Raw genomic sequence first — 23,784 nt, 5'->3', positions numbered from 1 at the left:
CGCACGGCCGGGAGTGGAGCCTGCAGGAACGACCCATCGAGGCGGCGAAGCCGGGAGTGGAGCCTGCAGGAACGACCCATCGAGGCGGCGGAGCGCACTATCGCGGCGGGATTCCCAACGTGCCGACGCTGATGCTCAGGCTCTGCTGCTTCGTGATCTCCGACCCGGCGGGCTCGGCCTGATTGACGACCTTGCCGACGAGCGTCGGGTCGAGCGTGCTCTGGTTCGTCGAGGTGATGCTCGAGCTGGTACCCGTCCACCCGGCGGCCTCGAGCGCATCCCGTGCCTGCGTCGGCGTCAGTCCGAGCAGGTCCGGCATCGGGATCTTGTCGCCGTTGGACACGCGCAGGGTGATCGTGTCGCCGTCCGTGGCGTTCGATCCACCCGTGGGCGACGTCGACACGACCTGCCCGGCGGGCTGACTCGAGTCGATGTTCTCGACCTGCACCTTGAATCCGGCGCCTTCGATGTTCGGCTGTGCCACCTCGAGCTGTTGTCCGACGACGTCGGGCACGCGAACCTGAGCCGGCCCGCTTCCGAGCGTCACTCGAACCGCGGAACCGACCGTGATACTCACACCGGACGACGGGTTCTGGTCGACGACCTTGTCGAGGTTCTCCGGCGTCGACGTTGCTCGCCCGACGTTTCCGTCGAGTTCGAGCCCGAGCGCGGACAGGGCCTGCGCGGCTTGCTGTTGCGTCTTGCCGTTCAGCTGCGGTACCTGCACCTGCTCTGGGCCCGTCGACACTTCGAGGTTGACGGTGCTCTTCGAGTCGACCTGGGAGCCGGCGCCCGGCCGCGTCGTGATGACGTTGCCTGCGGGGACGGTCGCGTCGGCCTTCTCCTGGATGGCGACGCGCAGATCCGCCTCGAGCAGGCGCGATTCGGCGTCGGACGAGGACAGGTTGGTGACGTCGGGAATGGACACGCGGTCCGGACTCGATCCGGGACCGAGCGACCACAGGAACGCGCCGACGATGCCGATGACGACGACTGCGGCGAGGGTGAACAACGCGATGCGGAGTCCGCGTCGCTTCGGTTGGTCGTCGCGGCCGTCGGAATGCCGTCCCCCGGACGTCGACACGGCCCGCGATTCGGAGCTGTGCGACGAACGCGAATCCATCGAGCCGAGGATCGTCGTGCGGTCCTCGTCGTTCATGACCGTGGGCGCACTCGGTCGCTGCCCACCGAGAACACGGACGAGGTCGGTCCGCATCTCGGCGGCGGTCTGGTACCGGTTCGCCGGGTTCTTCGCCATCGCCTTCAAGATGATGGAGTCCAGTTCACGCGGCACCGACGGGTTGACGCGCGACGGCAGCTGCGGATCTTCGCGGACGTGCTGGTACGCGACGGCGACGGGTGAGTCACCCTTGAACGGCGGCTCGCCGGTGAGCACTTCGTACAGGACGCAGCCGAGGGAGTAGACGTCGGAACGCGCGTCGACCTGCTCGCCCCTGGCCTGCTCGGGCGACAGATACTGTGCCGTGCCGATCACCGCGGCGGTCTGCGTCATCGGGCTCGAGCTGTCGGCGATGGCTCGGGCGATGCCGAAGTCCATCACCTTGACCGCACCCGCGTTGTTGATCATCACGTTCGCGGGTTTGACGTCGCGGTGCACGATGCCGTTGCGGTGGCTGAAGTCGAGCGCGGCACAGACGTCGGCGATCACTTCCATCGCACGACGCGGTGCCATCGGGCCTTCGGCGCGCACGATGTCGCGCAGGGTGTGCCCGTCCACGTACTCCATGACGATGAACGGCAGCGGTCCGGCCTCGGTTTCGGCCTCACCGGTGTCGTACACGGCGACGATGGCCGGGTGGTTGAGTGCTGCCGCGTTCTGAGCTTCACGGCGGAATCGCAGGTAGAACGTAGGGTCACGCGCGAGATCGGCACGCAGAACCTTGATGGCGACGTCGCGATCCAGTCGTTCGTCGCGCGCCAGATGGACCTCGGACATGCCACCGAAGCCGAGAATCTCGCCCAGCTCGTACCGGGATGAGAGATTGCGGGGAGTCGTCATCGCTGTCCTTGTCGATCTGGCATGAAGGGGTTCGAGGGTTCCTCGCCCTGGCTGTCCTCGTCGCCTGCGCCCGGCAGCCCGGGCAACGTGAAGCTGGGCAAGGTGAAGCCGCCACCCGTCGTGGTCGTCGGAGCAGCTGTCGTCGTCGGCGGCTGCGTCGTCGTGGTGGGTTCGGGTGTGGTGGTGGTCGGCTCGGGGGTGGTGGTCGTCGGTTCCGCAGTCGTGGTCGTCGGCCGTGTGGTCGGCGGCTCGGTCGTCGGTTCGACGGTGGTCGTCGTGGTCGTAGGCCGTGCGGTGGTCGTCGTCGGCGGCGTGAACGGGGCGGGCGTGTCGTCACGCCCGTTCAACAGGACGAACCCACCGATCAGCAGCGCGAGAACGAGCAGACCGGCACCGCCCCACGCGAGCGCCTTCTGCGCACTCGTCATGCCGGACTTCTCGTCCTGCGGCGGTGTAACGGCCGCGCCGGTCTGCGGTCCCGAGTACTGGTTCTGCGACGTCGGCATCATCTGCGTACTGCTGGGTGCGACGACACCGGGCATCATCACGCGTCCGGTTCCCGGTCCTCGTCCGTTGCCGGGGGCAGGTGGGCGACGGCCCGCGCGGACGGCGGCTACGGCGTCGGCGAACTCTCCGCCGTTGGAGTAGCGCGCGACGGGATCCTTGGCCATCGTGATCTCGATGAGCTCGCGCACGTGCGGCGGAAGGTCGGTCGGGAGCGGCGCAGGCATCTCGCGGACGTGCTTCATCGCCACCGTCAGGGCGCCTTCGCCGGTGAACGGCCGCGATCCCGACAACGCCTCGTAGCCGACGGCACCGAGCGAATAGACATCGCTGGCCGCGGTCGCTTCGCTGCCGAGAGCCTGCTCGGGTGCGATGTACTGGGCCGTGCCCATGACCATGCCGGTCTTGGTGACGGGTGATGCGTCGACGGCCTTCGCGATACCGAAGTCGGTGATCTTCACCTGCCCTGCAGGCGTGATCATGATGTTGCCGGGCTTGACGTCGCGGTGCACGACGCCCGTGGAGTGCGCGACCTGCAGCGCTCGACCGGTCTGCTCGAGCATGTCGAGGGCATGACCGAGCGGCAGTCGGCCGACGCGTCCGAGCACCGCGTTGAGCGGTTCTCCGTTGACGAGTTCCATGACGAGGTACGCGAGCGACTCGCCTGCTTCGTCCCTGGTCTCGCCGTAGTCGTAGACGCCTGCGATGCCGGAATGGTTGAGCTGGGCGGTCGTTCGCGCCTCGAACCGGAACCTCTGCAGGAACTCCGGATCCTCGGAGAACTCGGCCTTGAGGACCTTGACGGCGACCTTACGGTCCAGCCTGGTGTCCATCGCTTCCCAGACCTGACCCATGCCACCCGTGGCGATGAGTCGGATCAGTCGGTAGCGCTGTGCGATCAGTGCACCGTTGCTCAACGGCATGACGTCACCTCCCCTGCAATCCGGCCGCGATGACGGCGCGTCCCACCGGGGCGGCCACCGAGCCACCCGTCGCAGCGAGTGCCCGGTCGCCGCCGTCCTCGACGATGACGGCAATCGCGATCTTGGGGTTGTCGGCGGGTGCGAACCCGATGTACCACGCGTGCGGAGGCGTGTTCCTCGGGTCGGTGCCGTGCTCGGCCGTTCCGGTCTTCGACGCGATCTGCACGCCGGGGATCTTGCCTTCGGATCCGGCGTTGTTCTCGGCGCCGACCATCAGCGACGTCAGCGTCGCAGCAGTCTCGGGGCTGATCGCCTGCCCTTCGGACTGCGGCGTCGTCGTCGCCAGATCCGACAGGTCGGGGGACTGCAGTTGCGCGACCATGTGCGGTGCCATGCGGACTCCGCCATTGGCGACGGTCGCCGCGATGATCGCGTCCTGCAACGGCGTCAGCGCCACGTCGCGCTGGCCGATGCTCGTCTGGCCCAGGGCGGCGTCGTCGGGAATCGAACCGATCGTGCTGTCTGCGACGGGCAGCGGTACGGACGTCGTCTCGGAACCGATGCCGAACGCAGACGCCGTGTCGCGCAACGCGTCGGCACCCGTCTTGATGCCGAGCTCCACGAAGGCGGTGTTGCACGACCGGGCGAACGCTTCCCGCAGCGACGCGGTCGGTGCCCCGCCACACGTGCTGCCGTTGTAGTTCTCGAGGGTCGTCTCGGTACCGGGCAGCGTGATGTTCGGTGCGGCGGTGAGCTGATCGTCCGGCGTCGCGCCCTCTTCGAGTGCTGCAGCGGTGACCAGAACCTTGAACGTCGAACCCGGCGGGTACGTCGCCGAGATCGCGCGATTGAGCAGCGGCTTGTCCGGGTCGGCGTTGAGGGCGTCCCACGCTGCCGTCGTCTGCTCGCCGTCGTGGCTGGCGAGAGTGTTCGGGTCGTAACTGGGTGTCGACGCCATCGCGAGGATGTTGCCGGTCGACGGCTCGATCGCGACGACGGAACCGGTGTATCCGCGCGAGGTCAGCTGGTCGTACGCGACCTGTTGGACGACGGGATCGATCGTGGTGACGACGTTGCCACCTCGAGGATCGCGACCGGAAATCAAATCGAACAGTCGACGGCCGAACAGGCGGTCGTCGGATCCGTTGAGCACCTCGTCCTCGCTGCGTTCGAGTCCGCTGCTCGAGAACAGCATCGAGTAGAAGCCGGTGACCGGAGCGTTGGCCAACGGGCTCGACGTCGACAGCGGGTTCGGCGGGTACGTGCGCAGGTACTTGTAGCGGTCGTCGGTGGCGACGGACGCGGCGAGCACCTGACCGCCTGCCGAGATCTGCCCGCGCTGGCGGGAGTACTCGTCGAGAAGGACGCGAGAGTTCCGCGGGTCGCTGCGCAGATCGTCCGCCTTGATGACCTGCAGATAGGTGGCGTTGGCGAGAAGGGCGACGACCATCACCATGACGGCGATGGAGACGCGCCGGAGGGGAGTGTTCACTTGCGCTTCACCATCTCGGTCGGTGCGTCGGCGATCGGCGCGGCCGGAGCCGGCTTCTTCTTCGGCGTCGCGGGTTCACGGGCGGCGTCGGAAATCTTGATCAGAAGCGCGAGCAGCAGATAGTTGGCGAGCAGAGACGATCCTCCGTAGGACAGATACGGCGTCGTCAGGCCGGTCAGCGGGATGAGCTTGGTGACGCCGCCGACGACGACGAACAGCTGGATGGCGATGGTGAACGACAGGCCCGCAGCCAGCAGTTTGCCGAAGCTGTCGCGGACGGCGAGGGCGGTCCGCAGGCCACGGATGATGAAGACCAGGTACAGGATCAGCACGGCCGCGAGACCGATCAGACCGAGCTCCTCGCCGACGGTGGCGATGATGAAGTCGGTCTTCGCGAACGGCACCTGCGACGGCCGTCCGCTGCCCAGGCCCGTGCCCGCGAGGCCACCGGTCGCGAAGCTGAACATCGACTGCACGATCTGGTAGCCGGTGTCGTTGTAGTCGTCGAACGGGTGCAGCCACGTGTCGGTACGAATCTTGACGTGTCCGAACACCTGGTACGCGAACAGGAATCCGACGAGGAGCAAGCCGAAGCCGATGATCAACCAGCCGACACGTTCGGTCGCGATGTAGATCATGACCAGCACCGTGCCGAAGATCAGCAGCGACGTGCCCAGGTCCTTCTCGAACACGAGAACGCCGACCGACACGATCCACACCAGCAGGATCGGACCCAGGTCGCGTGCACGCGGGAAGTCCATGCCGAGGACGTGTTTGCCCGCCGTGGTGAACAGTTCACGCTTGGCGACGAGGAGCGACGCGAAGAAGATCAGCAGCAGGATCTTCGCGAACTCACCGGGCTGAAGACTGAAGCCGGGCAACCGAATCCAGATCTTCGATCCGTTGACCTCGGAGAACGCCGACGGCAGGATCGCGGGGATGGCCAGCAACACCAGGCCGGCGAGCCCGACGGTGTAGCTGTAGCGAGCCAACGTGCGGTAATCGCGCAACAGAACGAGCAGGGCGATGAAACCTGCGATCGCCAGCGTCGTCCACAGCACCTGCTGGGTCGCGTCGGGTGACGGAATCTCCTGTCCCAGATAGGCGGCCGTCTGTTGATCCGCCAGATCGAGGCGATGGATCAACACGAGGCCGAGTCCGTTCAGCAACGCCACGATGGGCAGCAACAACGGATCCGCGTACGGCGCGAACCGACGAACGGCCAAGTGCGCCACGGAGACCAGTGCGAGGTAGGCGAGTCCGTACTTCGCGATGTCCCACGTGATGGTTTGTTCCTGGCTCGCTTCGACCAGAATCAACGACAGCGTCGTGATCAGGACCGCGGCACCGAGAAGCAACAACTCGACGTTGCGACGGTTCGACTGCACCGGAGCAGGAGCGAATCCTCCCGGTGGACTCGGAAACGACGCGCCCACAGATGGATTGGAACTCATCCGGTACCGGCCCTGCAGTTCTGACCCGCCACCTGAGGCACCGAGGGAGTGGGTTCGACGGTCGTGACCGGCGGCTGCGGTGCCTCCGGCGCCGGCGGAGCATCCGTGGTCGGAACCACGGGAGGTGCCCCGGGTTCCGGCGTCGTCACCGGCTGGTTCGGGGTGGGTGTCGGCGTCGCCGTCTCGGTGGTCGCTTCGCACGGAGGCAACAGATCACCGTCGGCGAGGCGGTACATCTGACCGTTCGCGTCCTCGAGCCGTCCCGACGGCAGTCCGGCGCGAACCTGCTCGCGCGCAGCCGGTGCCAAGTCGTCGATCTCGAAGGCGTCGCAGTCGCTCGGCGCGGTGTCCGGCGCCGTCAACGTCAACGCGCCCTCGGCGTCGAGGCAGCCGATGGTGTGTACGGACTGCAGCGAATAGCCCAGGATGGATCCGGGCACGCCGCGCAGCACGGCGACGCGGCCCGTGTCCTCACCGACGTAGTAGTTGTTTCGGATCAGCGTGTTGGCGACGAACGCGCCGCCCACGAGCAGCGCGACGACGGCGAGCGCGACGAGAGTCCACCGCAGCTTGTGCGACTTCTTCTCGGGCTCGGGCGGGGGCGTCGTGATCCGCTTGGGTGTCGCGCGCGGAGGCCGCATCGCCGCGGCGCGTCCGGCAGCGGTGTTGGGGGGAGGGGAGTCCTCTTCGTCCTCGGTGCTGGCAGCGCCGCCGAGGATCGGGTGGCTCTGCCCGTAGTCGAGGTCGATGACGTCGGCGACGACGACCGTCACGTTGTCCGGTCCACCGCTGCGCAGCGCGAGTTCGATGAGGCGGTCGGCGCATTCACCGGAGTCGCCCTCGTTCATCGTGTTCTCGATGGTCTCGTCGCTGACCACGTCGGACAGGCCGTCGGAACACAGGAGGTAGCGGTCCCCGGCACGAACCTCGCGCACGGTGAGCGTCGGCTCGATCTCGTTGCCGGTCAACGCACGCATGATCAACGATCGCTGTGGGTGCGTGTGCGCCTGTTCCGGCGTGATGCGTCCCTCGTCGACGAGCGATTGCACGAACGTGTCGTCGCGGGTGATCTGCGTCAGCTTCTTCTCGCGCAACATGTAGGCACGGGAGTCGCCGATGTGCACGAGCCCGATCTTCTTGCCCGCGAACAGAATTGCGGTCAGGGTCGTACCCATGCCGTCGAGCTCTGGCTCGTCCTCGACCTGGTCGGCGATGGACGCGTTGCCTTCGCGCGTCGCTGCCTCGAGCTTGCCGAGCAGATCGTCGCCCGGTTCGTCGTCGTCGAGATGCGCCAGCGCGGCGATCATCAACTGCGACGCGACCTCGCCTGCCGCATGGCCGCCCATACCGTCGGCGAGTGCCAACAGGCGCGCACCGGCATAGACGGAATCTTCGTTGTTCGAACGGACCAGTCCGCGATCGCTGCGGGCCGCATAGCGGAGTACCAGAGTCACGGGCGCAGCTCGATCACGGTCTTGCCGACGCGCACCGGCGTGCCCAGCGGAACGCGGACGGCGGTGGTGACCTTGGCGCGATCCAGGTAGGTGCCGTTGGTCGAACCGAGATCCTCGACGTACCAGTCGCCGCCGCGTGGCGACAGGCGAGCATGACGGGTCGACGCGTAGTCGTCGGTCAGCACGAGCGTCGAGTCGTCGGCTCGGCCGATCAGAACCGGCTGCGTGCCGAGTGAAATGCGGGTTCCGGCGAGACCGCCCTGCGTTACCACGAGATTCTTGGCAACCTTCTGCTTGGAGAACGACGGGAGCACCTTCGAGCCACCCGTGTACCGCGCGGGCATCCGCATGCCGGACGCTGCGTAGATGTCGCTACGAAGGGTCCGGAGGACGGCCCAGACGAAGAACCACAGCAACAGTAGAAAGCCTGCTCGGGTCAGCTGCAGAATCAAGCCCTGCACAGCCGTCCACCTCCTTCGCCACCATCTTGTTCGTTCACGGTGAGACGAGCCCCGAATTCGGCCCCCGTGGCCGTGCCCGTCGTGCGGACACGGCATCTCACGCAGCATCCTAGGGTGAAGCTGCGTGTGGAGATCACCATACTGGTGGGGCCGTTTAAACGATGCGGACCAAGATCTCGGAGTGTCCGGCGCGGATGACGTCGCCGTCGGCGAGCTGCCAGTCCTGCACCGGAGCGCCGTTGACGGTCGTGCCGTTGGTCGAGCCGAGATCCGACAGCATCGCGACGCGTCCGTCCCATCGAATTTCCACGTGGCGACGGGACACGCCGGTGTCGGGCAGGCGGAACTGAGCGTCCTGGCCGCGGCCGATGATGTTCTGGCCGTCGCGTAGCTGGAAGTAGCGGCCGCTGCCGTCCTCGAGCTGCAGCGTCGCCGTCAAGCCCTGGCTGTCGCCGTACGTGGGCTCGTCGTAGCGGTAGCCGCCCTGCTGGTAGCCGCCCTGCGGCTGCGGCGGGTAGTCGTACGACGGCTGCTGCTGGTAGCCCTGGCGCCCCTGCTGGTCGTAGCGCTGGCCCTCGTAGGCCGTCTGATCGTAGTTCTGGTCCGAGTAGGCCTGCTGGCCGTAGCCCTGATCGGCGTAACCCTGGCCCTCGTAGGCCTGCTGGCCGTAGTTCTGCTCCGGGTACGCCTGCTGGCCGTAGCCCTGGTCGGCGTAGTTCTGGTCGGAGTAGGCCTGCTGTCCGTACGCCTGCTGGTCGTAACCCCGCTCGTAGGAGCCCTGGTCGTACGACTGCGGGTCGTAGCGATCGTCCTGAGGCGCGTTGCCCGGGTAAGGCGTGCCGTTGCGGTAGCCCTGGTCGCGTCCCTGCGCGTCGTAGCCGTTCTGCTGCGCGTACCGCGAATCCTGCCCGGGTGCCGGGTATCCGCCACGACTCCGCGGATCCTGGCGAGAGCCGTCGGCCGGATCGCGGTTGGGGTCGTAGCCTGGGTTCTGCGTCATTGGGCCGGCTCCTGATGTCGACTGGGGTGGGGCTGACGGGCGCGGAGGTCGTGCGGTTGCAGTCGGTGATCGTCCCACATCGGGATCCACCGAACCACTGGCCCGGAATTGTCCGGTGTGCAGAGTGGGTGACGGTTCGAATCTGACTGCCACGTCGCCGTACGTCTGCCAGCCCTGATCTCGGATGTAATCGCCGAGGTGACGGGAGAACGCCTTCACCGTCAGATCTCGGTCGGCAGCCAGTTCGTCGTGATCGGAACTGTTGATGGTGATCACATAGCTGTTCGGTGCGAGGTAATGGCCACTCTCGAGCTGTGTGACTCGGTCCGACGCCTCCTGCTGAAGCGCGGCTTCCACTTCTTGCGGAACCACACCGCCGCCGAACACGCGGGCGAACACGTCACCGACCGCTCCCTGCAACTTTCGCTCGAAGCGCTGGACAATGCCCATGGGTGACCTCTCCTCCCGGTCTCGATCCTCCTGTGACCGACGAGCGCGTGTCGGCTCGAGGTCGTCGTTCAAGCATGATATACGTTGCCGGTTGCCGGGCGTCGCCGCCGATGGGCTGGTAACGACGCGATTTCATCGCTGCCGGATGTGCGTGTTAGTGTTTTCGACGTCGCCCGGGCGGGTGGCGGAATGGCAGACGCGCTGGCTTCAGGTGCCAGTGTCCTTCGGGACGTGGGGGTTCAAGTCCCCCTCCGCCCACAACACTGGCCGCAGCTGATTCGATCGCTGCGGCCAGTTGTCATTTCTGGGATTGTCCACAGCCCGCCGCTTCATACCCCCGGTGCGAGCCCGGCAAACTCTGCCTTCTCCCACGAATGCACGTGCCTGTGCGACGCGGCGAAACCACAGGTGTGTAATTTCCCCAAATCCCGCCCCAGAGCGCGGATCTCGGTGCGCGTGGACCCCCGTGGGAGTAGTTTCCGTGCCGAGGGTGGTTACGACGCATGCATTTTCGAGCGCAGGGGGGCGCTGTGAGCGACGTGAGAAATCACGAAACACCAGGTAGAGGGCCTGAATAGGTATACCTAATTTGCGAGGTGGGCTAGGTACTGACTTATCGTTTGTGGTTGGACCGGCGTACCCGATGCCCGATCCGCCCGTACGACGCTGCGAACTACACCGGAGCCCACCCGCTCGAGGTTAGTCGAAGATCGTCGATCCGGGGGTGCTGCTTCAACGGCGAACGGCACCGAAGAGCCGTCCGCGACGGCCGGCAATTCGTGCCGAGCCGATCCGACGTACTTGAAGGCTGGACTTATCCGAAGGCTAGGTATGAAGCACACTCCGGGCCCGCAAGGCCTCTACGACCCCCGTAACGAGCACGACTCCTGTGGTGTCGCGTTCGTCGTGGACATGCATGGTCGTCGTAGTCGAGACATCGTCGAGAAGGCCATCACCGCGCTGGTCAATCTCGAACATCGGGGCGCCGCCGGCTCCGAGCCGAACACCGGTGACGGCGCCGGAATCCTCATCCAGGTACCGGACGCCTTCTTCCGTGCCGTTGTCGATTTCGAGCTGCCCGCCGAAGGCGCGTACGCCACCGGAGTTGCGTTCCTGCCGCAGGGCAAGAAGGACGCTGCGCGTGCGTGCGACGACGTGGCTCGAATCGTCGAGGACGAGGGCATGCAGGTCCTCGGCTGGCGTGAGGTCCCCACCGACGACTCCTCCCTCGGTGCACTTGCGCGCGACGCGATGCCGACGTTCCGTCAGTTGTTCTTCGCCGCCCCTGACTTCTCCGTTACCGACCTGGAACTCGAGCGCCGCGCTTTCGTGATTCGCAAGCGCATCGAGCACGAGCTCGGTGAAGAGGGTGCAGGCAAGGACGTTCCCGGTCGCGAGACCGTCTACTTCCCGTCGCTGTCGTCGCAGACGTTCGTCTACAAGGGCATGCTGACGACGCCTCAGCTCAAGGGCTTCTACCTGGATCTGCAGGACGATCGGCTCGAGAGTGCTCTCGGTCTGGTCCACTCCCGCTTCTCCACCAACACGTTCCCGTCGTGGCCGCTGGCGCACCCGTTCCGACGCGTCGCCCACAACGGCGAGATCAACACCGCTACCGGCAACGAGAACTGGATGCGCGCTCGCGAGGCTCTGATCGCCTCCGACGTGTTCGGCGGTTCCGAGGCGCTCGAGAAGATCTTCCCCGTCGTCACCCACGGTGCCAGTGACACCGCTCGGTTCGACGAGGTCCTCGAGCTGCTGCACCTCGGCGGACGCAGCCTTCCGCACGCGGTCCTGATGATGATTCCCGAGGCCTGGGAGCGTCACGAGTCCATGGACCCCGCTCGTCGGGCGTTCTACCAGTACCACTCGTCGCTCATGGAGCCGTGGGACGGACCTGCATCGGTCTGCTTCACCGACGGCACCGTCATCGGCGCGGTTCTCGACCGAAACGGCTTGCGCCCCAGCCGGTTGTGGGTCACCGAGGACGGCCTCGTCGTCATGGCGTCCGAGGTCGGCGTCCTCGACATCGATCCGGCGAAGGTCGTCAAGAAGGTCCGTCTGCAGCCCGGTCGCATGTTCCTCGTGGACACCGCGCAGGGACGCATCGTCTCCGACGACGAGATCAAGGACGAGCTTGCTGCCGAGCATCCGTACCAGCAGTGGCTCGACGAGGGTCTGACCTCGATCGACGATCTGCCGGATCGCCCGCACGTGCACATGCCGCACGATCGCGTCCTCATCCGTCAGCAGATCTTCGGTTACACCACCGAAGAGCTGAACGTCCTCGTCTCGCCGATGGCGAAGACCGGTGCCGAGGCAATCGGTTCGATGGGAACCGACACCCCGATCGCCGTCCTGTCGGCGCGCCCGCGCATGCTGTTCGACTACTTCTCGCAGCTGTTCGCGCAGGTCACCAACCCGCCGCTCGACGCGATCCGCGAAGAGATCGTCACCAGTCTCGGTGGCACCATCGGACCCGAGGGCGACCTGCTCAACCCGGGCCCCGACGCGTGCAAGCAGATCGTGCTTCCTCAGCCGATCCTGCACAACGACGATCTGGCCAAGCTCGTTCACATCAACGACGACGGCACCCAGGACGAACTGCGTTCGGTCGTCGTGCGTGGTCTGTACCCCGTCGCCGAGGGTGGTGAAGGGCTCCGGAAGTCGTTGGAGGCCATCCGTTCTCAGGTGTCTGCCGCGATCTCCGGTGGCGCACGCATCATCGTGCTGTCCGACCGCGAGTCGAGCGAGAAGCTCGCGCCGATCCCGTCGCTGCTGCTGACCTCGGCTGTGCACCATCACCTGGTCCGCGAGAAGACGCGCACCAAGGTCGGTCTGATCATCGAGTCCGGTGACGCCCGCGAGGTGCACCACATGGCTCTGCTCATCGGTTTCGGTGCGGCAGCGGTCAACCCGTACATGGCCTTCGAGTCCATCGAGGACATGATCGAGCGCGGCGCACTCACCGGCATCGAGTTCGACAAGGCCGTCGCCAACTACATCAAGGCAGCAGGCAAGGGTGTCCTGAAGGTGATGTCCAAGATGGGCATCTCGACGCTGGCGTCGTACACCGGTGCGCAGCTGTTCCAGGTCATCGGCCTGTCGCAGGAGCTCGTCGACGAGTACTTCACCGGCCTCAACAGCCACCTGGGCGGCATCGACCTGGAGCAGGTCGCGCAGGACGTCGCCACGCGCCACGGCGTCGCGTACCTGGAGAACCGCCAGGAGCGTGCTCACCGCGAGCTCGAGACCGGCGGCGAGTACCAGTGGCGTCGGGAAGGTGAGTACCACCTCTTCAACCCCGACACCGTGTTCAAGCTGCAGCACTCGACTCGCACGGGTCAGTACGACATCTTCAAGGAATACACGAAGATGGTCGACGACCAGTCCGAGCGTCTCGCCTCGCTGCGTGGCCTGTTCCGTTTCAAGACCGAAGAGCGCCAGCCGATTTCGATCGACGAGGTCGAACCGGCATCGGAGATCGTCAAGCGCTTCTCGACGGGTGCGATGAGCTACGGCTCCATCTCGGCCGAGGCGCACGAGACCCTCGCCATCGCGATGAATCGCCTTGGTGGACGGTCGAACTCGGGTGAGGGCGGCGAGGACGTCTCGCGCTTCGAGCCGGAGGAGAACGGCGACTGGCGACGCAGTGCCATCAAGCAGGTCGCGTCGGGACGCTTCGGTGTCACCTCGCATTACCTGACCAACTGCACCGACATCCAGATCAAGATGGCGCAGGGAGCGAAGCCCGGTGAGGGCGGCCAGCTTCCGGCGCACAAGGTGTACCCGTGGGTCGCCGAGGTTCGGCACTCGACGCCCGGCGTCGGCCTGATCTCGCCGCCGCCGCACCACGACATCTACTCGATCGAGGATCTCGCGCAGCTGATCCACGACCTGAAGAACGCCAACCCCGAGGCACGCATCCACGTGAAGCTGGTCTCCGAGGTCGGTGTCGGAACCGTCGCAGCAGGTGTCTCGAAGGCGCACGCCGACGTCGTCCTGATCTCCGGTCACGACGGTGGCACGGGAGCCACGCCGCTGACGTCGGTCAAGCACGCCGGTGGACCCTGGGAGCTCGGCCTCGCCGAGACCCAGCAGACGTTGCTGCTCAACGGACTTCGCGACCGCATCGTCGTCCAGGTCGACGGCCAGCTCAAGACCGGTCGCGACGTCATGGTTGCCGCACTGCTCGGTGGTGAGGAGTTCGGTTTCGCCACAGCACCTCTCGTCGTGTCGGGCTGCATCATGATGCGCGTCTGCCACCTCGACACCTGCCCGGTGGGTGTCGCGACGCAGAACCCCGTGCTGCGCAAGCGTTTCGCCGGCAAACCGGAGTTCGTCGAGAACTTCTTCATGTTCATCGCAGAAGAGGTTCGCGAGCTCCTCGCAGAGCTCGGCTTCCGCACGCTGAACGAGGCCATCGGCCAGGTCCAGCTGCTCGACACGACCGCTGCCAAGGAAGCGTGGAAGGCGTCGAAGCTCGATCTGTCGCCGATCCTCGACGAGGTCGAATCCGCGTTCATGAACCAGGACCTCTACAACACGGGCGTCCAGGATCACGGACTCGAGAAGGCTCTCGACCAGCAGCTCATCGTCCAAAGCCGTAACGCTCTCGACAAGGGCGAGAAGGTCACGTTCGAAACCAAGATCACGAACGTCAACCGCACGGTCGGCACCATGCTCGGACACGAGCTGACCAAGGCGTACGGCGGAGTCGGCCTGCCCGACAACACGATCGACATCACGTTCACCGGTTCGGCGGGCAACAGCTTCGGTGCCTTCGTTCCGTCGGGCATGACCCTGCGCCTGCACGGCGACGCCAACGACTTCGTCGGCAAGGGTCTGTCGGGTGGACGCATCATCGTGCGCCCGTCGCTGAACGCTCCCGAGGGCTTCGTCGCCGAGGACAACATCATCGGTGGCAACGTCTTCCTGTTCGGTGCGACACAGGGTGAGGCTCTCATCCGCGGCGTCGTCGGCGAGCGTTTCGCCGTCCGTAACTCCGGTGCGGTGGCCGTCGTCGAGGGCGTCGGCGACCACGGTTGCGAGTACATGACCGGCGGCAAGGTCGTCATTCTCGGTGAGACGGGACGCAACTTCGGCGCCGGTATGTCCGGTGGCGTGGCGTTCGTGTTCGACCCGAACAAGACGTTCGAGGCAAACCTGAACACCGAGCTGGTCGACATCGAGGAGCTCGAGGGCGACGAGTTCACGTGGCTCAAGGACATCGTCACCCGTCACCACGAGGAAACGGGATCCGCAGTCGCAGAACGCATCCTGGCGGACTGGTCACAGCAGGTGAACCATTTCGTGAAGGTCATGCCGCGCGACTACAAGAAGGTACTGCTTGCCATCTCCGAGGCCGAGAAGTCGGGCGCGGACGTGGACGAGGCGATCATGGAGGCAGCTCGTGGGTGACCCACAGGGATTTCTGAAGAACACCGTCCGCGAACTGCCGAAGCGTCGGCCGGTCGACCTGCGTCTGATGGACTGGAAAGAGGTCTACGAAGACTTCTCGAAGGACACCCTGCGGACACAGGCCAGCCGCTGCATGGACTGCGGAATTCCGTTCTGCCACAACGGTTGCCCCCTCGGTAATCTGATCCCCGAGTGGAACGACCTGGTCTACAAGGATCGCTGGCGCGAGAGCATCGACCGTCTGCACGCGACCAACAACTTCCCGGAGTTCACCGGTCGGTTGTGCCCGGCGCCGTGTGAGGCGTCGTGCGTCCTGGGCATCAACCAGGATCCGGTCACCATCAAGCAGGTCGAGGTCGAGATCATCGACAAGGCGTTCGAGGAAGGCTGGGTCGCTCCGGTCTATCCGACGCATCTGACCGGCAAGACGGTCGCCGTCGTCGGTTCCGGTCCCGCGGGATTGGCTGCGGCACAGCAGCTCACGCGCGCCGGCCACACCGTCACGGTGTTCGAGCGTGCCGACCGCATCGGTGGTCTGCTGCGCTACGGCATTCCCGAGTTCAAGATGGAGAAGCGCCACATCGACCGCCGTTTGGCTCAGATGGAGGCCGAGGGCACGGTGTTCCGTACCGGCGTCAACGTCGGTGTCGACATCACCGCCGACGAGCTGCGCGCGCAGTTCGACGCCGTCGTGCTGTCCGGTGGTGCCACCGCGTGGCGCGACCTGCCGATCGAAGGCCGCGAGCTCGAGGGCATCTACCAGGCGATGGAGTTCCTGCCGCACGCCAACCGTGTGCAGCAGGGCGACTACGCCGAGCCGCCCGTGTCGGCCAAGGGCAAGAAGGTCGTCATCATCGGTGGCGGTGACACCGGTGCAGACTGCCTCGGCACGTCGCACCGTCAGGGTGCCGAGAGTGTCCACCAGTTCGAGATCATGGCTCGCCCGCCTGCCGAGCGCGCCACCTCGACGCCGTGGCCGATGTACCCGCTGATGTTCCGCGTCGCGTCCGCGCACGAGGAAGGCGGCGAGCGCGTGTTCTCCGTCAACACCGAGCGTTTCGTCGGCAAGGACGGCAAGATCACCGCGCTCGAGGCGCACGAGGTCGAGTTCAAGGGCGGCAAGTTCGAGAAGGTCGAGGGTAGCGAGTTCACGCTCGAGGCCGATCTCGTCCTGCTGGCGATGGGCTTCGTCGGACCGGAGAAGCCGGGTCTGCTCACCGATCTCGGTGTCGACCTGAACGAGCGCGGCAACGTCAAGCGCACCAACGAATGGGCAACCAACGTCGACGGCGTCTTCGTCGCCGGTGACATGGGCCGTGGCCAGTCGCTCATCGTGTGGGCGATCGCCGAAGGTCGTTCCTGCGCAGCAGCTGTCGACACGTTCCTGCAGGGTGCAACGGCGCTCCCCGCGCCGATCGTGCCGACGCAGGCGCCGCAGCGGTAGTTTCTCCCGCCCCCGGGCATCGTTGGGTCACTCCGCAGGCTCCGCTCCCGGCCGGCATCGATGGACCGCAGCAGCCGATAGACGGTTGCTACGGTCCATCGATGCGTTTGGGGGGCGTGCGTTCGTGGGCGAGCGCTTCGGTTACCTCCGTTAACCGGACGGGCATCGTTTCGACATGGACGGCTGGCATTGTCACGGATGACAACGTCACGCCCGAGTATCAGTGAGGCCGTCCAGAATGCGTGTGAAGAAGCTCGTCGCTGCCGTCGGAACACTTGCGGCCGTCGTCGCGGGGACCGCTGCTCTGACTGCCGGTCCCGTGTCGGCCGATCCTGCCGACTGTCCCAGCCTCTACGTCGCCGCGATTCCCGGCACGTGGGAGACCAGTTCGGGCGCAGCCCCGCGGCCGGGCATGCTGACCGCCGTCACGGATCGCATCGCGAGCGCGGACATTCGCACCGAGTACGTGTCGTACCCCGCCACCGCGTTCCCGTGGGAGGGCGGCGTGTACGGCGAGTCACGCGCGATCGCGACGGCCAATGCGGGCGGCATGCTGAAGGCGATGGCGGATCGTTGCGGCGCAACGAAACTCGCGGTCATCGGCTACAGCCAGGGTGCCGACGCGGCAGGCGACCTCGCGGCCTCGATCGGCAGCGGTCTGGGCGTCGTACCCGCGGATCGGTTGGTCGCCGTCGGACTCATCTCCGACCCCAAGCGTTCCGACGTCGACGCGTTGGTCGGGCCCGAGGTCGTCGGCACCGGCGTCGGTGGGCCTCGGGTCGGCGGTTTCGGATTCGTCAGCCCGGTGGTTCGGACGTTCTGCGCCGTCGGCGATCTGTATTGCTCGACGCCGAAGGACGACTACATCGCGCGCCTCGCCGGGTTCCTCGCGGTGTCGTCCGATCCGAATCCGAACGTGCTGCAGCAGGCTGGGCAGGAGGCGCAGGTTCTGCTCGGTGACATCGCCGACGCGGGCGGCCTACCGATCCTGCAGGGCCAGCTGACCGATCAGGCCAACGAGCAGCGTCGACGCGAGATCGACGCGTTCTACCGCTCCGGCATCCACCAGGAGTACGGCAGCTACGCCGTCGACGCGAACGGAACGAGCGCGACGACCTGGCTGGCGAACTATCTGCGCAGCAAGGCCTAGACCTTGTCAACGACGGCCTGCCGCGAACGAAGCAGCAGGTAGACGGCCACCGCGGCGACACCCATTCCCGCTGCACTCCATGCCGCGGCGAGGTTGAAGCCGTCGACGAAGCTCGATGCGGCCAACTCACGCAGCATGTCGTTCAGCGGCGTTGGGAGATAGTCGGCGACGGCCATACCGCCACCCACGGTTTCCGACGCGGGGCCGGCGACCTCGGGTGGTGTCTCGGGCGGTAGGGCGTCGGAGACACGGTTGCGGTAGACGGTGGTACCGATCGTGCCGAGGATGGCGATGCCGACGGCGCCTCCCAGCTCGGCACCGGTCTCGGACAACGCCGATGCGGCACCTGCTTTCTCCGGTGCCGCTGCGGTGAGAACGATGTCCGAGTTCATCGTCGACGCCGCACCGATGCCGAGCATCATCGCCGTCATACCGGTGATGAGCAGTGGCAGTCCCGATCCGGCTTCGATGAAGGTCATCGTGAATGCGCCGATGCTGATCAGCAGCAGACCACCGGCGATGATGACACCCGTCGGGACGACCTTGCTGACGGCCGGAGAGAAGACGGCTCCCGCTGCGGCAGCCGCGGCCGGGATGAGCAGCCACAGGCCGGCGGCGAGCGGGCCGAGTCCGACCACCAGTTGCAGGTACTGCGACGCGAACAGACTGAAACCCGTGACCGCGAAGATGACGAGGAACTGCACGAGAACGGCTGTGGTGAAGGCACGTTCGGAGAACAGGGTGACATCGATGAGCGGGTCTCGTCCGCGGCGCTGACGCCTGACGAAGAAGAAGCTGAGGATCAGCCCGCCGACGGCGGCCCCGATGGTCGCGGCGTCGAGTCCGTCCTGCGCGCCGTGCTTGATGGCATAGACGACCCCGAGCATCGCGGCGATCGACAGTACGACGCTCAGGGGATCGAACTTCCCGGGATCGGGATCCTTGAATTCGGGGACGAGCAGGGGCGCACTGACCAGCAACAGCACCATCACCGGGATGTTGACGAGAAACACCGAACCCCACCAGAAATGCTCGAGCAGGAAGCCGCCGACGACGGGCCCGATCGCGCCGCCGCCCGCGAAGCCCGCCGTCCACAGTCCGATGGCTTCCTTGCGCTGCGCGGGATCGTGAAACATGTTGCGGATCAACGAAAGCGTGCTGGGCGCGATGGTGGCGCCACCGACGCCGAGCAGGGCTCGCGCGACGAGCAACATCTCAGGCGAGGTGGAGAATGCGGCGATGAGCGATGCCGCACCGAACACGAGCGCGCCGATCAGCAGCAACCTGCGTCGGCCGATGCGGTCGCCGACCGATCCCATCGTGATGAGCAGGCCCGCGAGCAGAAATCCGTACAGGTCGAGAATCCAGAGCGTCTGATTGCTGCTGGGCTCGAGATCCGCGGTGACCGCGGGCAAGGCCAGGTACAGCACCGAGATATCCATCGAGACCAGCAGGATCGGAATGACGAGGACACTCAGCCCGAGCCAGTCTTTCCGCGTCGCCTTGTCGTGCACGATTCCCCTTCGCGTCGGGTGCCGGGTGGAGCGTCCGATATGACCGTACCGGCGCTTTCCGACAATTCGACGGCTACGCGAGGCTTGCGGACTCCTCGGGCACCCGCGTCGTCGAGACTCCTCGGTACACGAGACCGGAGATCACGAGCAGAACGACGGTGAGTGCGACGGCAACCCAGGCCGTCGACGTCATGGTCCCGTCGCCGATGTCGCGGGCACCGGCCGCGGTGTAGGCCATCGGCACGAAGGCCGACATCTGACCCCAGATCGCCGCGTTCGACGCGTACGCCGCGCCGCAGACGACGACCTGTACGAGCAGAAGCGCGAGATTGACCGCCTGTCCGACGGCTGCACCGAGCACCCGCTGAATCGCACCTGCGGCGGCGAGGTAGGCGGCCGCCGAGACCAGCAGGAATGCACCGGCGCCGAGGAGGGCGCCGATCGAGGCGTCGGGTGCGGTGAACGCGAACGCGAGTGCTGCCGCTACACCGACGGCCAGGGAGGCGACGCCTGCCGCAAGCCAGGAGCGTAGCCCGCGGAGTGACCCTGAATTCTGCGGGCGGCTATCCCGGCTGAGGACGCGCACGAGACTGACGGCCCCGACAGCACCGACGGCGACGAGTGCGGCGATCAGATACGGCGCGACCGAGGCCTCCGACTCGTCGACCGTCACGGCGGTAGGCGTCGCGGCCGGTGCGCTCAGTTCCTTGGCCGACGGCAACCCGGCCGTCGCCTCGCTGACGTTCGTCTGGATGCCGCTGACGATGCCCGGGACCGGTTCGACGGATGTGACCAGCTGTTGCGTGCCCGCGCGCAGCTGCTTGCCGCCGTCGTCGAGCTGGCCGAGTCCGTCCCTGAGCTGGACGGTGGCGTCGCCGATCTGTCCTGTCGCAGTCAGGAATTGGCTCGACGGGTCGTTGAGCTCGCTCGACAGCTGACGCGCCCCGCTCTTCAGTTCGGAGAGCTGGCCGAGTGTCTGCGGCCCGAGTCCCTGGGTGTTCAACGTGTCGATGACGCCGCGAATCTGTGCGGCAGCTTCCTGCGATCCGGGTGTCGGGAATGCGGCGACCTGGGCCGCTGCGGCCTCGAGCTGCGCGGTGAAGCCTGCCTGCTGCTCACCCAATCCGGTGAGTTGATCGACCACCAGGTCGACGCCACCGCTGATCTGCGACGCGCCGTCGCCGAGCTGACCGATGCCGTCGCGGTACTGCACCCACCCGTCGGCGAGCTGGACCGTGCCGTCGTGGGCCAGGGTGATGCCGTCGGACAGCTGTCCGGCACCGTCGTTGAGCTGGTTGCCCCCGTCGGTGAGCTGAGTCAGACCGCCGGACAGCAAGCTGATGGGAAGCCCTGCCCGCTGCAGGTTCTGCCGCGGCGACGCCAGCGGGTCACCGGACGCCTCGGCGGGCGTTTCGGTGGCAGTGTCCACCCGGACGGTCTCGGCCGGGTCGAGGTCGTAGCCTGCACCGAGTGTGAACGCACCGGCGGCAACCAGCGGGAAGGCGATGGCAAGGAGTGCAACGGACGGCCTGCGAAGGACACTGGATACGCGCATAGTGTCCCTGAGGCTAACCGTCTCGACAGGTCGTCTCGACCACGAAGAGCCGGTGAAACGGGTGAAAAGCCGGTGCGACCTGGCAGTTTAAGAGTCCTATGAGATTCGGACGCCGTCAGCGGTTCCGCGGCAGCAGATCCCACACGTGCTGAGTCTCGTTGACCGACGCAACCGATCGATTTCCGTTGCGCGCGTACAGAATCCGAGTAATCGAGCAGTAGTCGATCGGGAAGCCGAGCACCTTCGGCGTGCCGAGGATGTGTTGCAGCAGGATGTTGACGACGCCGCCGTGCGCGAAGACGACGACGGTATCGCTGTGTTCGACGCCGTCGACCGCGTCCGCGATCCCGTCGAGCACACGCGCCCGGAAGGCTGCCTCGTCGACCTGTTCGGGCAGGTGCCCGGCCTTGATCCGCTCGAAGGCGTCGCGGAACTCGGTGCGCGCGGCTTCGATCGGGATGTAGCCGGCGAAGTCGCGGTCGTACTCGGCGATGCGCTCGTCGGACTCCAACGACAAGCCGAGCTCGGCGGCGAGCACGGTTCCGGTCTGCACCGCGCGCAGCTGCGTGCTGGCGACGGTCTTCGCGATCGGAAAGCGGGCCAACGCACCTGGAACTCGTTTCGCCTGCTCGTGGCCGAGTTCGTCGAGCGGTGGGTCGGCCGACACCTCGGACCGTTGCGGGAGTGCGTGGCGCACGAGGATCAGCTGCACTGCTCTACCTAACCACGAGGCTTCTGCCGCTTCGGATCACCATGGTCCGAAAAGCCTGGACCTGACGCGCGAGCTGACGCGTCGGCCACACCATGCCGATGCGTCGTCGAGCAGACAGGTCGTCGATGCGGACCTCGACGGTCTCGGGGCCCTGACCACGCAGGCGCGGCAGAATGCTGACGCCGAGGCCGGCGCCGACGAGACCGCGCACGGTGTGGATGTCCTGGCCCTCGAACGCGATGTCCGGGGTGATGCCCGACTCCGCCCACAGGTCCTCGCAGATCGAGCGCATGCCGAATCCATGGCCCATCGCGACGTAACTTTCCTCGGCGGTGTCGGTCAGATTCACCGATTTCCGACGCGCGAGCCGGTGATCGGCGGGCACGACCAGCACGAGTCTCTCCTCGTACAGCTGGAACGAGTTGTCCTCGGTGTGCTCGGCGCTGAGCGACACGAACGCGACGTCGGCAGACCCGTTGTCGAGACGGTCGAGGCATCGTGTGCGCGCGCCCTGATCGAGCGCGAACGTGACGGCCGGATGGTCGGCGCGGAACCGTTTGATCAGCGCAGGCACGACGTCCTCGCCGAGCGTGTTCTGGAAGCTGATCGAGATCCGGCCACGTGCACGGGCGTCGTGCTCGCTCATCGCGTCGAGACCGGCTTCGAGGTCGGCGACGGCTCGTTCGAGGTACGGAACCAGGATGCGTCCCGTCGTCGTCAGCGAGATTCCTCGACCCTTCCGCTCGACGATGTCGACCCCGAGAATCGCCGACGCTCTCGCCATCTGACGGCTGACCGTCGGCTGCGGAACGCCGAGCACGTGCGACGCCTCGGTGATGTGCTCGGTATCGGCGACGGCCAGGATCGTCGGAATGAGCGGGAGCAATGCCGCTGCCTCGTCGCGCATAGAGCCAATGATATCGCCGACGCATGAAAAGCGGTGCCGTCATGCATTGGACGTATGTTCCCCACGACTTCTAACGTCGAGGCAATGAGTGCATCGGTCAGTGAAGTCCAGCGGTATGGCTGGGAGGGGCATCCGCGGGGATCGCGCGAGTACAAGAAACTCGTCGCCGCGCTGTTGTTCGCCGGCATCGCGACGTTCGCTCAGCTGTACTCGGTGCAGGGCATCCTGCCGCTCATCGCGTCGAACCTGCAGATCACGCCGTCGCAGTCGTCTCTTGCGGTCGGGTTGGCGACCGTCGGCGTCGCCGTGTCGGTCCTGCCGTGGTCGATCGTCGCCGACCGCATCGGACGCGTCCGTGCCATGTCCGTCTCCATCGTCGTCGCGACGATGTTGGGACTCGTCGTTCCGCTGTCCGGTTCGCTACCGATGCTGCTGTCGCTACGTTTCTTCGAGGGCGCGGCTCTCGGCGGACTGCCCGCGATCGCCATCGCCTACCTGAGCGAGGAGGTCCACCGCAGCCACACCGCGCTCGCTGCCGCGACCTACGTCTCGGGCACGACGCTCGGTGGGCTGCTCGGACGCATCGTCGCGGGACCCGTCGGCGAATTCACGAACTGGCGTGTCGGGACGTTGACCGTGTCGATCATCGCGGCCGTCGCCGCAGGCCTCTTCCTGTTTCTGGCCCCCACGCCGCGACGGTTCGTCGGTGGCACGTCCGACGGGCCGTCACTCGGGGCACGGCTGTGGGCGAACCTGCGCGAACCGAGCATGCTCGCGCTGTACTCGCAGGGCTTCCTGCTGATGGGCGGGTTCGTCGCGATCTACAACTTCCTCGGTTTCCGCCTCGAAAGTGCGCAGTTCGGTCTGCCGCAGTCGCTGATCAGCCTGATCTTCGTCGCGTACCTGAGCGGCACGGTGTCGTCACGAGTCGCCGGGCAGTTGGCCGTCAAGCATGGCCGTGGTCCGGTACTCGCGGGGTCGACGGCCGTCATGATCGCCGGTGTCGCGCTGACGATCAGCAGCAATCTGATCGTCATTCTGGTCGGACTCGTCATCCTGACCGTCGGATTCTTCGCCGCCCACGCGATCGCGTCGGGCTGGACGGGTCAACGCGCGACGGTCGGCCGCGCTCAGACCACGTCGCTGTACAACCTCTTCTACTACGGCGGCTCGTCCCTCGTCGGCTGGGTCGGCGGCGTCGTCTACCAGCAGTTCGGCTGGACGGCGATGGCGGTGTTCGTCGCGAGTCTTGCGGTCGCCGCGGCCGCCGCTGCGCGGCTCGTGCGCGGATAGTCGGGCCAGGGTGCAACTATCCGCGGACGG

General features: G+C 66.3%; 15 protein-coding genes and 1 tRNA gene. 5 read left to right on the top strand and 11 right to left on the bottom strand.

Features of this window, described 5'->3' with window-relative positions; genetic code table 11:
- Nucleotides 1-97: 97 nt before the first annotated feature.
- The 7 genes from pknB to HQ354_RS10965 form a co-directional block, all read right to left on the bottom strand.
- Nucleotides 98-2,020 (bottom strand): Stk1 family PASTA domain-containing Ser/Thr kinase, encoded by a 1,923-nt coding sequence (gene pknB / locus HQ354_RS10995; RefSeq protein ID WP_167676473.1) that lies wholly within the window; start codon nt 2,018-2,020, stop codon nt 98-100.
- A complete protein-coding gene (locus HQ354_RS10990) occupies nt 2,017-3,447 on the bottom strand; it encodes a serine/threonine-protein kinase (RefSeq protein WP_167676475.1) in 1,431 nt (476 codons plus the stop codon). Before HQ354_RS10990 ends, pknB begins: the two co-directional genes overlap by 4 nt.
- Nucleotides 3,448-3,451: 4 nt before the next feature.
- Nucleotides 3,452-4,939, bottom strand: a complete 1,488-nt coding sequence (locus tag HQ354_RS10985) for a penicillin-binding protein 2 (protein ID WP_068429687.1) — start codon at nt 4,937-4,939, stop codon at nt 3,452-3,454.
- A complete protein-coding gene (locus HQ354_RS10980) occupies nt 4,936-6,393 on the bottom strand; it encodes an FtsW/RodA/SpoVE family cell cycle protein (RefSeq protein ID WP_068429689.1) in 1,458 nt (485 codons plus the stop codon). Before HQ354_RS10980 ends, HQ354_RS10985 begins: the two co-directional genes overlap by 4 nt.
- Nucleotides 6,390-7,847 carry a PP2C family serine/threonine-protein phosphatase gene (locus HQ354_RS10975; RefSeq protein ID WP_068429690.1) on the bottom strand — a complete coding sequence of 486 codons (1,458 nt, stop codon included), beginning with the start codon at nt 7,845-7,847 and terminating at the stop codon, nt 6,390-6,392. The genes HQ354_RS10980 and HQ354_RS10975 overlap by 4 nt, the downstream gene beginning before the upstream one ends.
- A complete protein-coding gene (locus HQ354_RS10970) occupies nt 7,844-8,308 on the bottom strand; it encodes an FHA domain-containing protein (protein ID WP_068429692.1) in 465 nt (154 codons plus the stop codon). Before HQ354_RS10970 ends, HQ354_RS10975 begins: the two co-directional genes overlap by 4 nt.
- 154 nt (nt 8,309-8,462) lie before the next feature.
- Nucleotides 8,463-9,758: a DUF3662 and FHA domain-containing protein gene (locus tag HQ354_RS10965; protein WP_222634467.1), complete on the bottom strand. Its 1,296-nt coding sequence runs from the start codon at nt 9,756-9,758 to the stop codon at nt 8,463-8,465.
- A 175-nt stretch (nt 9,759-9,933) separates the two neighbouring features.
- On the opposite strand from HQ354_RS10965, the gene HQ354_RS10960 reads away from it, so the two are divergent.
- The 4 genes from HQ354_RS10960 to HQ354_RS10945 all read left to right on the top strand — a co-directional run bounded on the left by HQ354_RS10960 (nt 9,934) and on the right by HQ354_RS10945 (nt 17,773).
- Nucleotides 9,934-10,016 (top strand) — tRNA-Leu (locus HQ354_RS10960).
- Nucleotides 10,017-10,589: 573 nt separating this feature from the next.
- Entirely contained in the window at nt 10,590-15,179 is a 4,590-nt protein-coding gene (gene gltB, locus HQ354_RS10955) for a glutamate synthase large subunit (protein WP_068429696.1), read from the top strand.
- Complete coding sequence (locus HQ354_RS10950; protein WP_114330086.1) at nt 15,172-16,623, top strand: glutamate synthase subunit beta; 1,452 nt, start codon at nt 15,172-15,174, stop codon at nt 16,621-16,623. The genes gltB and HQ354_RS10950 overlap by 8 nt, the downstream gene beginning before the upstream one ends.
- Before the next feature lie 238 nt (nt 16,624-16,861).
- On the top strand, nt 16,862-17,773 hold the full coding sequence (locus HQ354_RS10945) for a cutinase family protein (protein WP_167676483.1): 912 nt from the start codon (nt 16,862-16,864) through the stop codon (nt 17,771-17,773).
- Here the strand turns inward: HQ354_RS10945 and HQ354_RS10940 are convergent.
- From HQ354_RS10940 to HQ354_RS10925, 4 genes are all read right to left on the bottom strand, one after another.
- Nucleotides 17,770-19,287 (bottom strand): MFS transporter, encoded by a 1,518-nt coding sequence (locus tag HQ354_RS10940; protein WP_308115166.1) that lies wholly within the window; start codon nt 19,285-19,287, stop codon nt 17,770-17,772. The genes HQ354_RS10945 and HQ354_RS10940 overlap by 4 nt on opposite strands.
- A gap of 73 nt (nt 19,288-19,360) precedes the next feature.
- Nucleotides 19,361-20,842, bottom strand: coding sequence for a phage infection protein (locus tag HQ354_RS10935; RefSeq protein ID WP_068429702.1), 1,482 nt, complete (start codon nt 20,840-20,842; stop codon nt 19,361-19,363).
- A gap of 115 nt (nt 20,843-20,957) precedes the next feature.
- Nucleotides 20,958-21,554: a histidine phosphatase family protein gene (locus tag HQ354_RS10930; protein WP_068429703.1), complete on the bottom strand. Its 597-nt coding sequence runs from the start codon at nt 21,552-21,554 to the stop codon at nt 20,958-20,960.
- Between the two features lie 4 nt (nt 21,555-21,558).
- Entirely contained in the window at nt 21,559-22,461 is a 903-nt protein-coding gene (locus HQ354_RS10925; RefSeq protein WP_068429705.1) for a LysR family transcriptional regulator, read from the bottom strand.
- 84 nt (nt 22,462-22,545) lie between these two features.
- Between HQ354_RS10925 and HQ354_RS10920 the strand changes: the two genes are divergently transcribed.
- On the top strand, nt 22,546-23,754 hold the full coding sequence (locus HQ354_RS10920) for an MFS transporter (protein ID WP_167676485.1): 1,209 nt from the start codon (nt 22,546-22,548) through the stop codon (nt 23,752-23,754).
- Nucleotides 23,755-23,784 lie beyond the last annotated feature (30 nt).

Source organism: Rhodococcus sp. BP-261 (assembly GCF_019835205.1).
Taxonomy (GTDB): Bacteria; Actinomycetota; Actinomycetes; order Mycobacteriales; family Mycobacteriaceae; genus Rhodococcoides; species Rhodococcoides kyotonensis_B.
The sequence above is the reverse complement of the archived record's forward strand: the minus strand, read 5'-3'. Positions and strand labels throughout refer to the sequence as shown.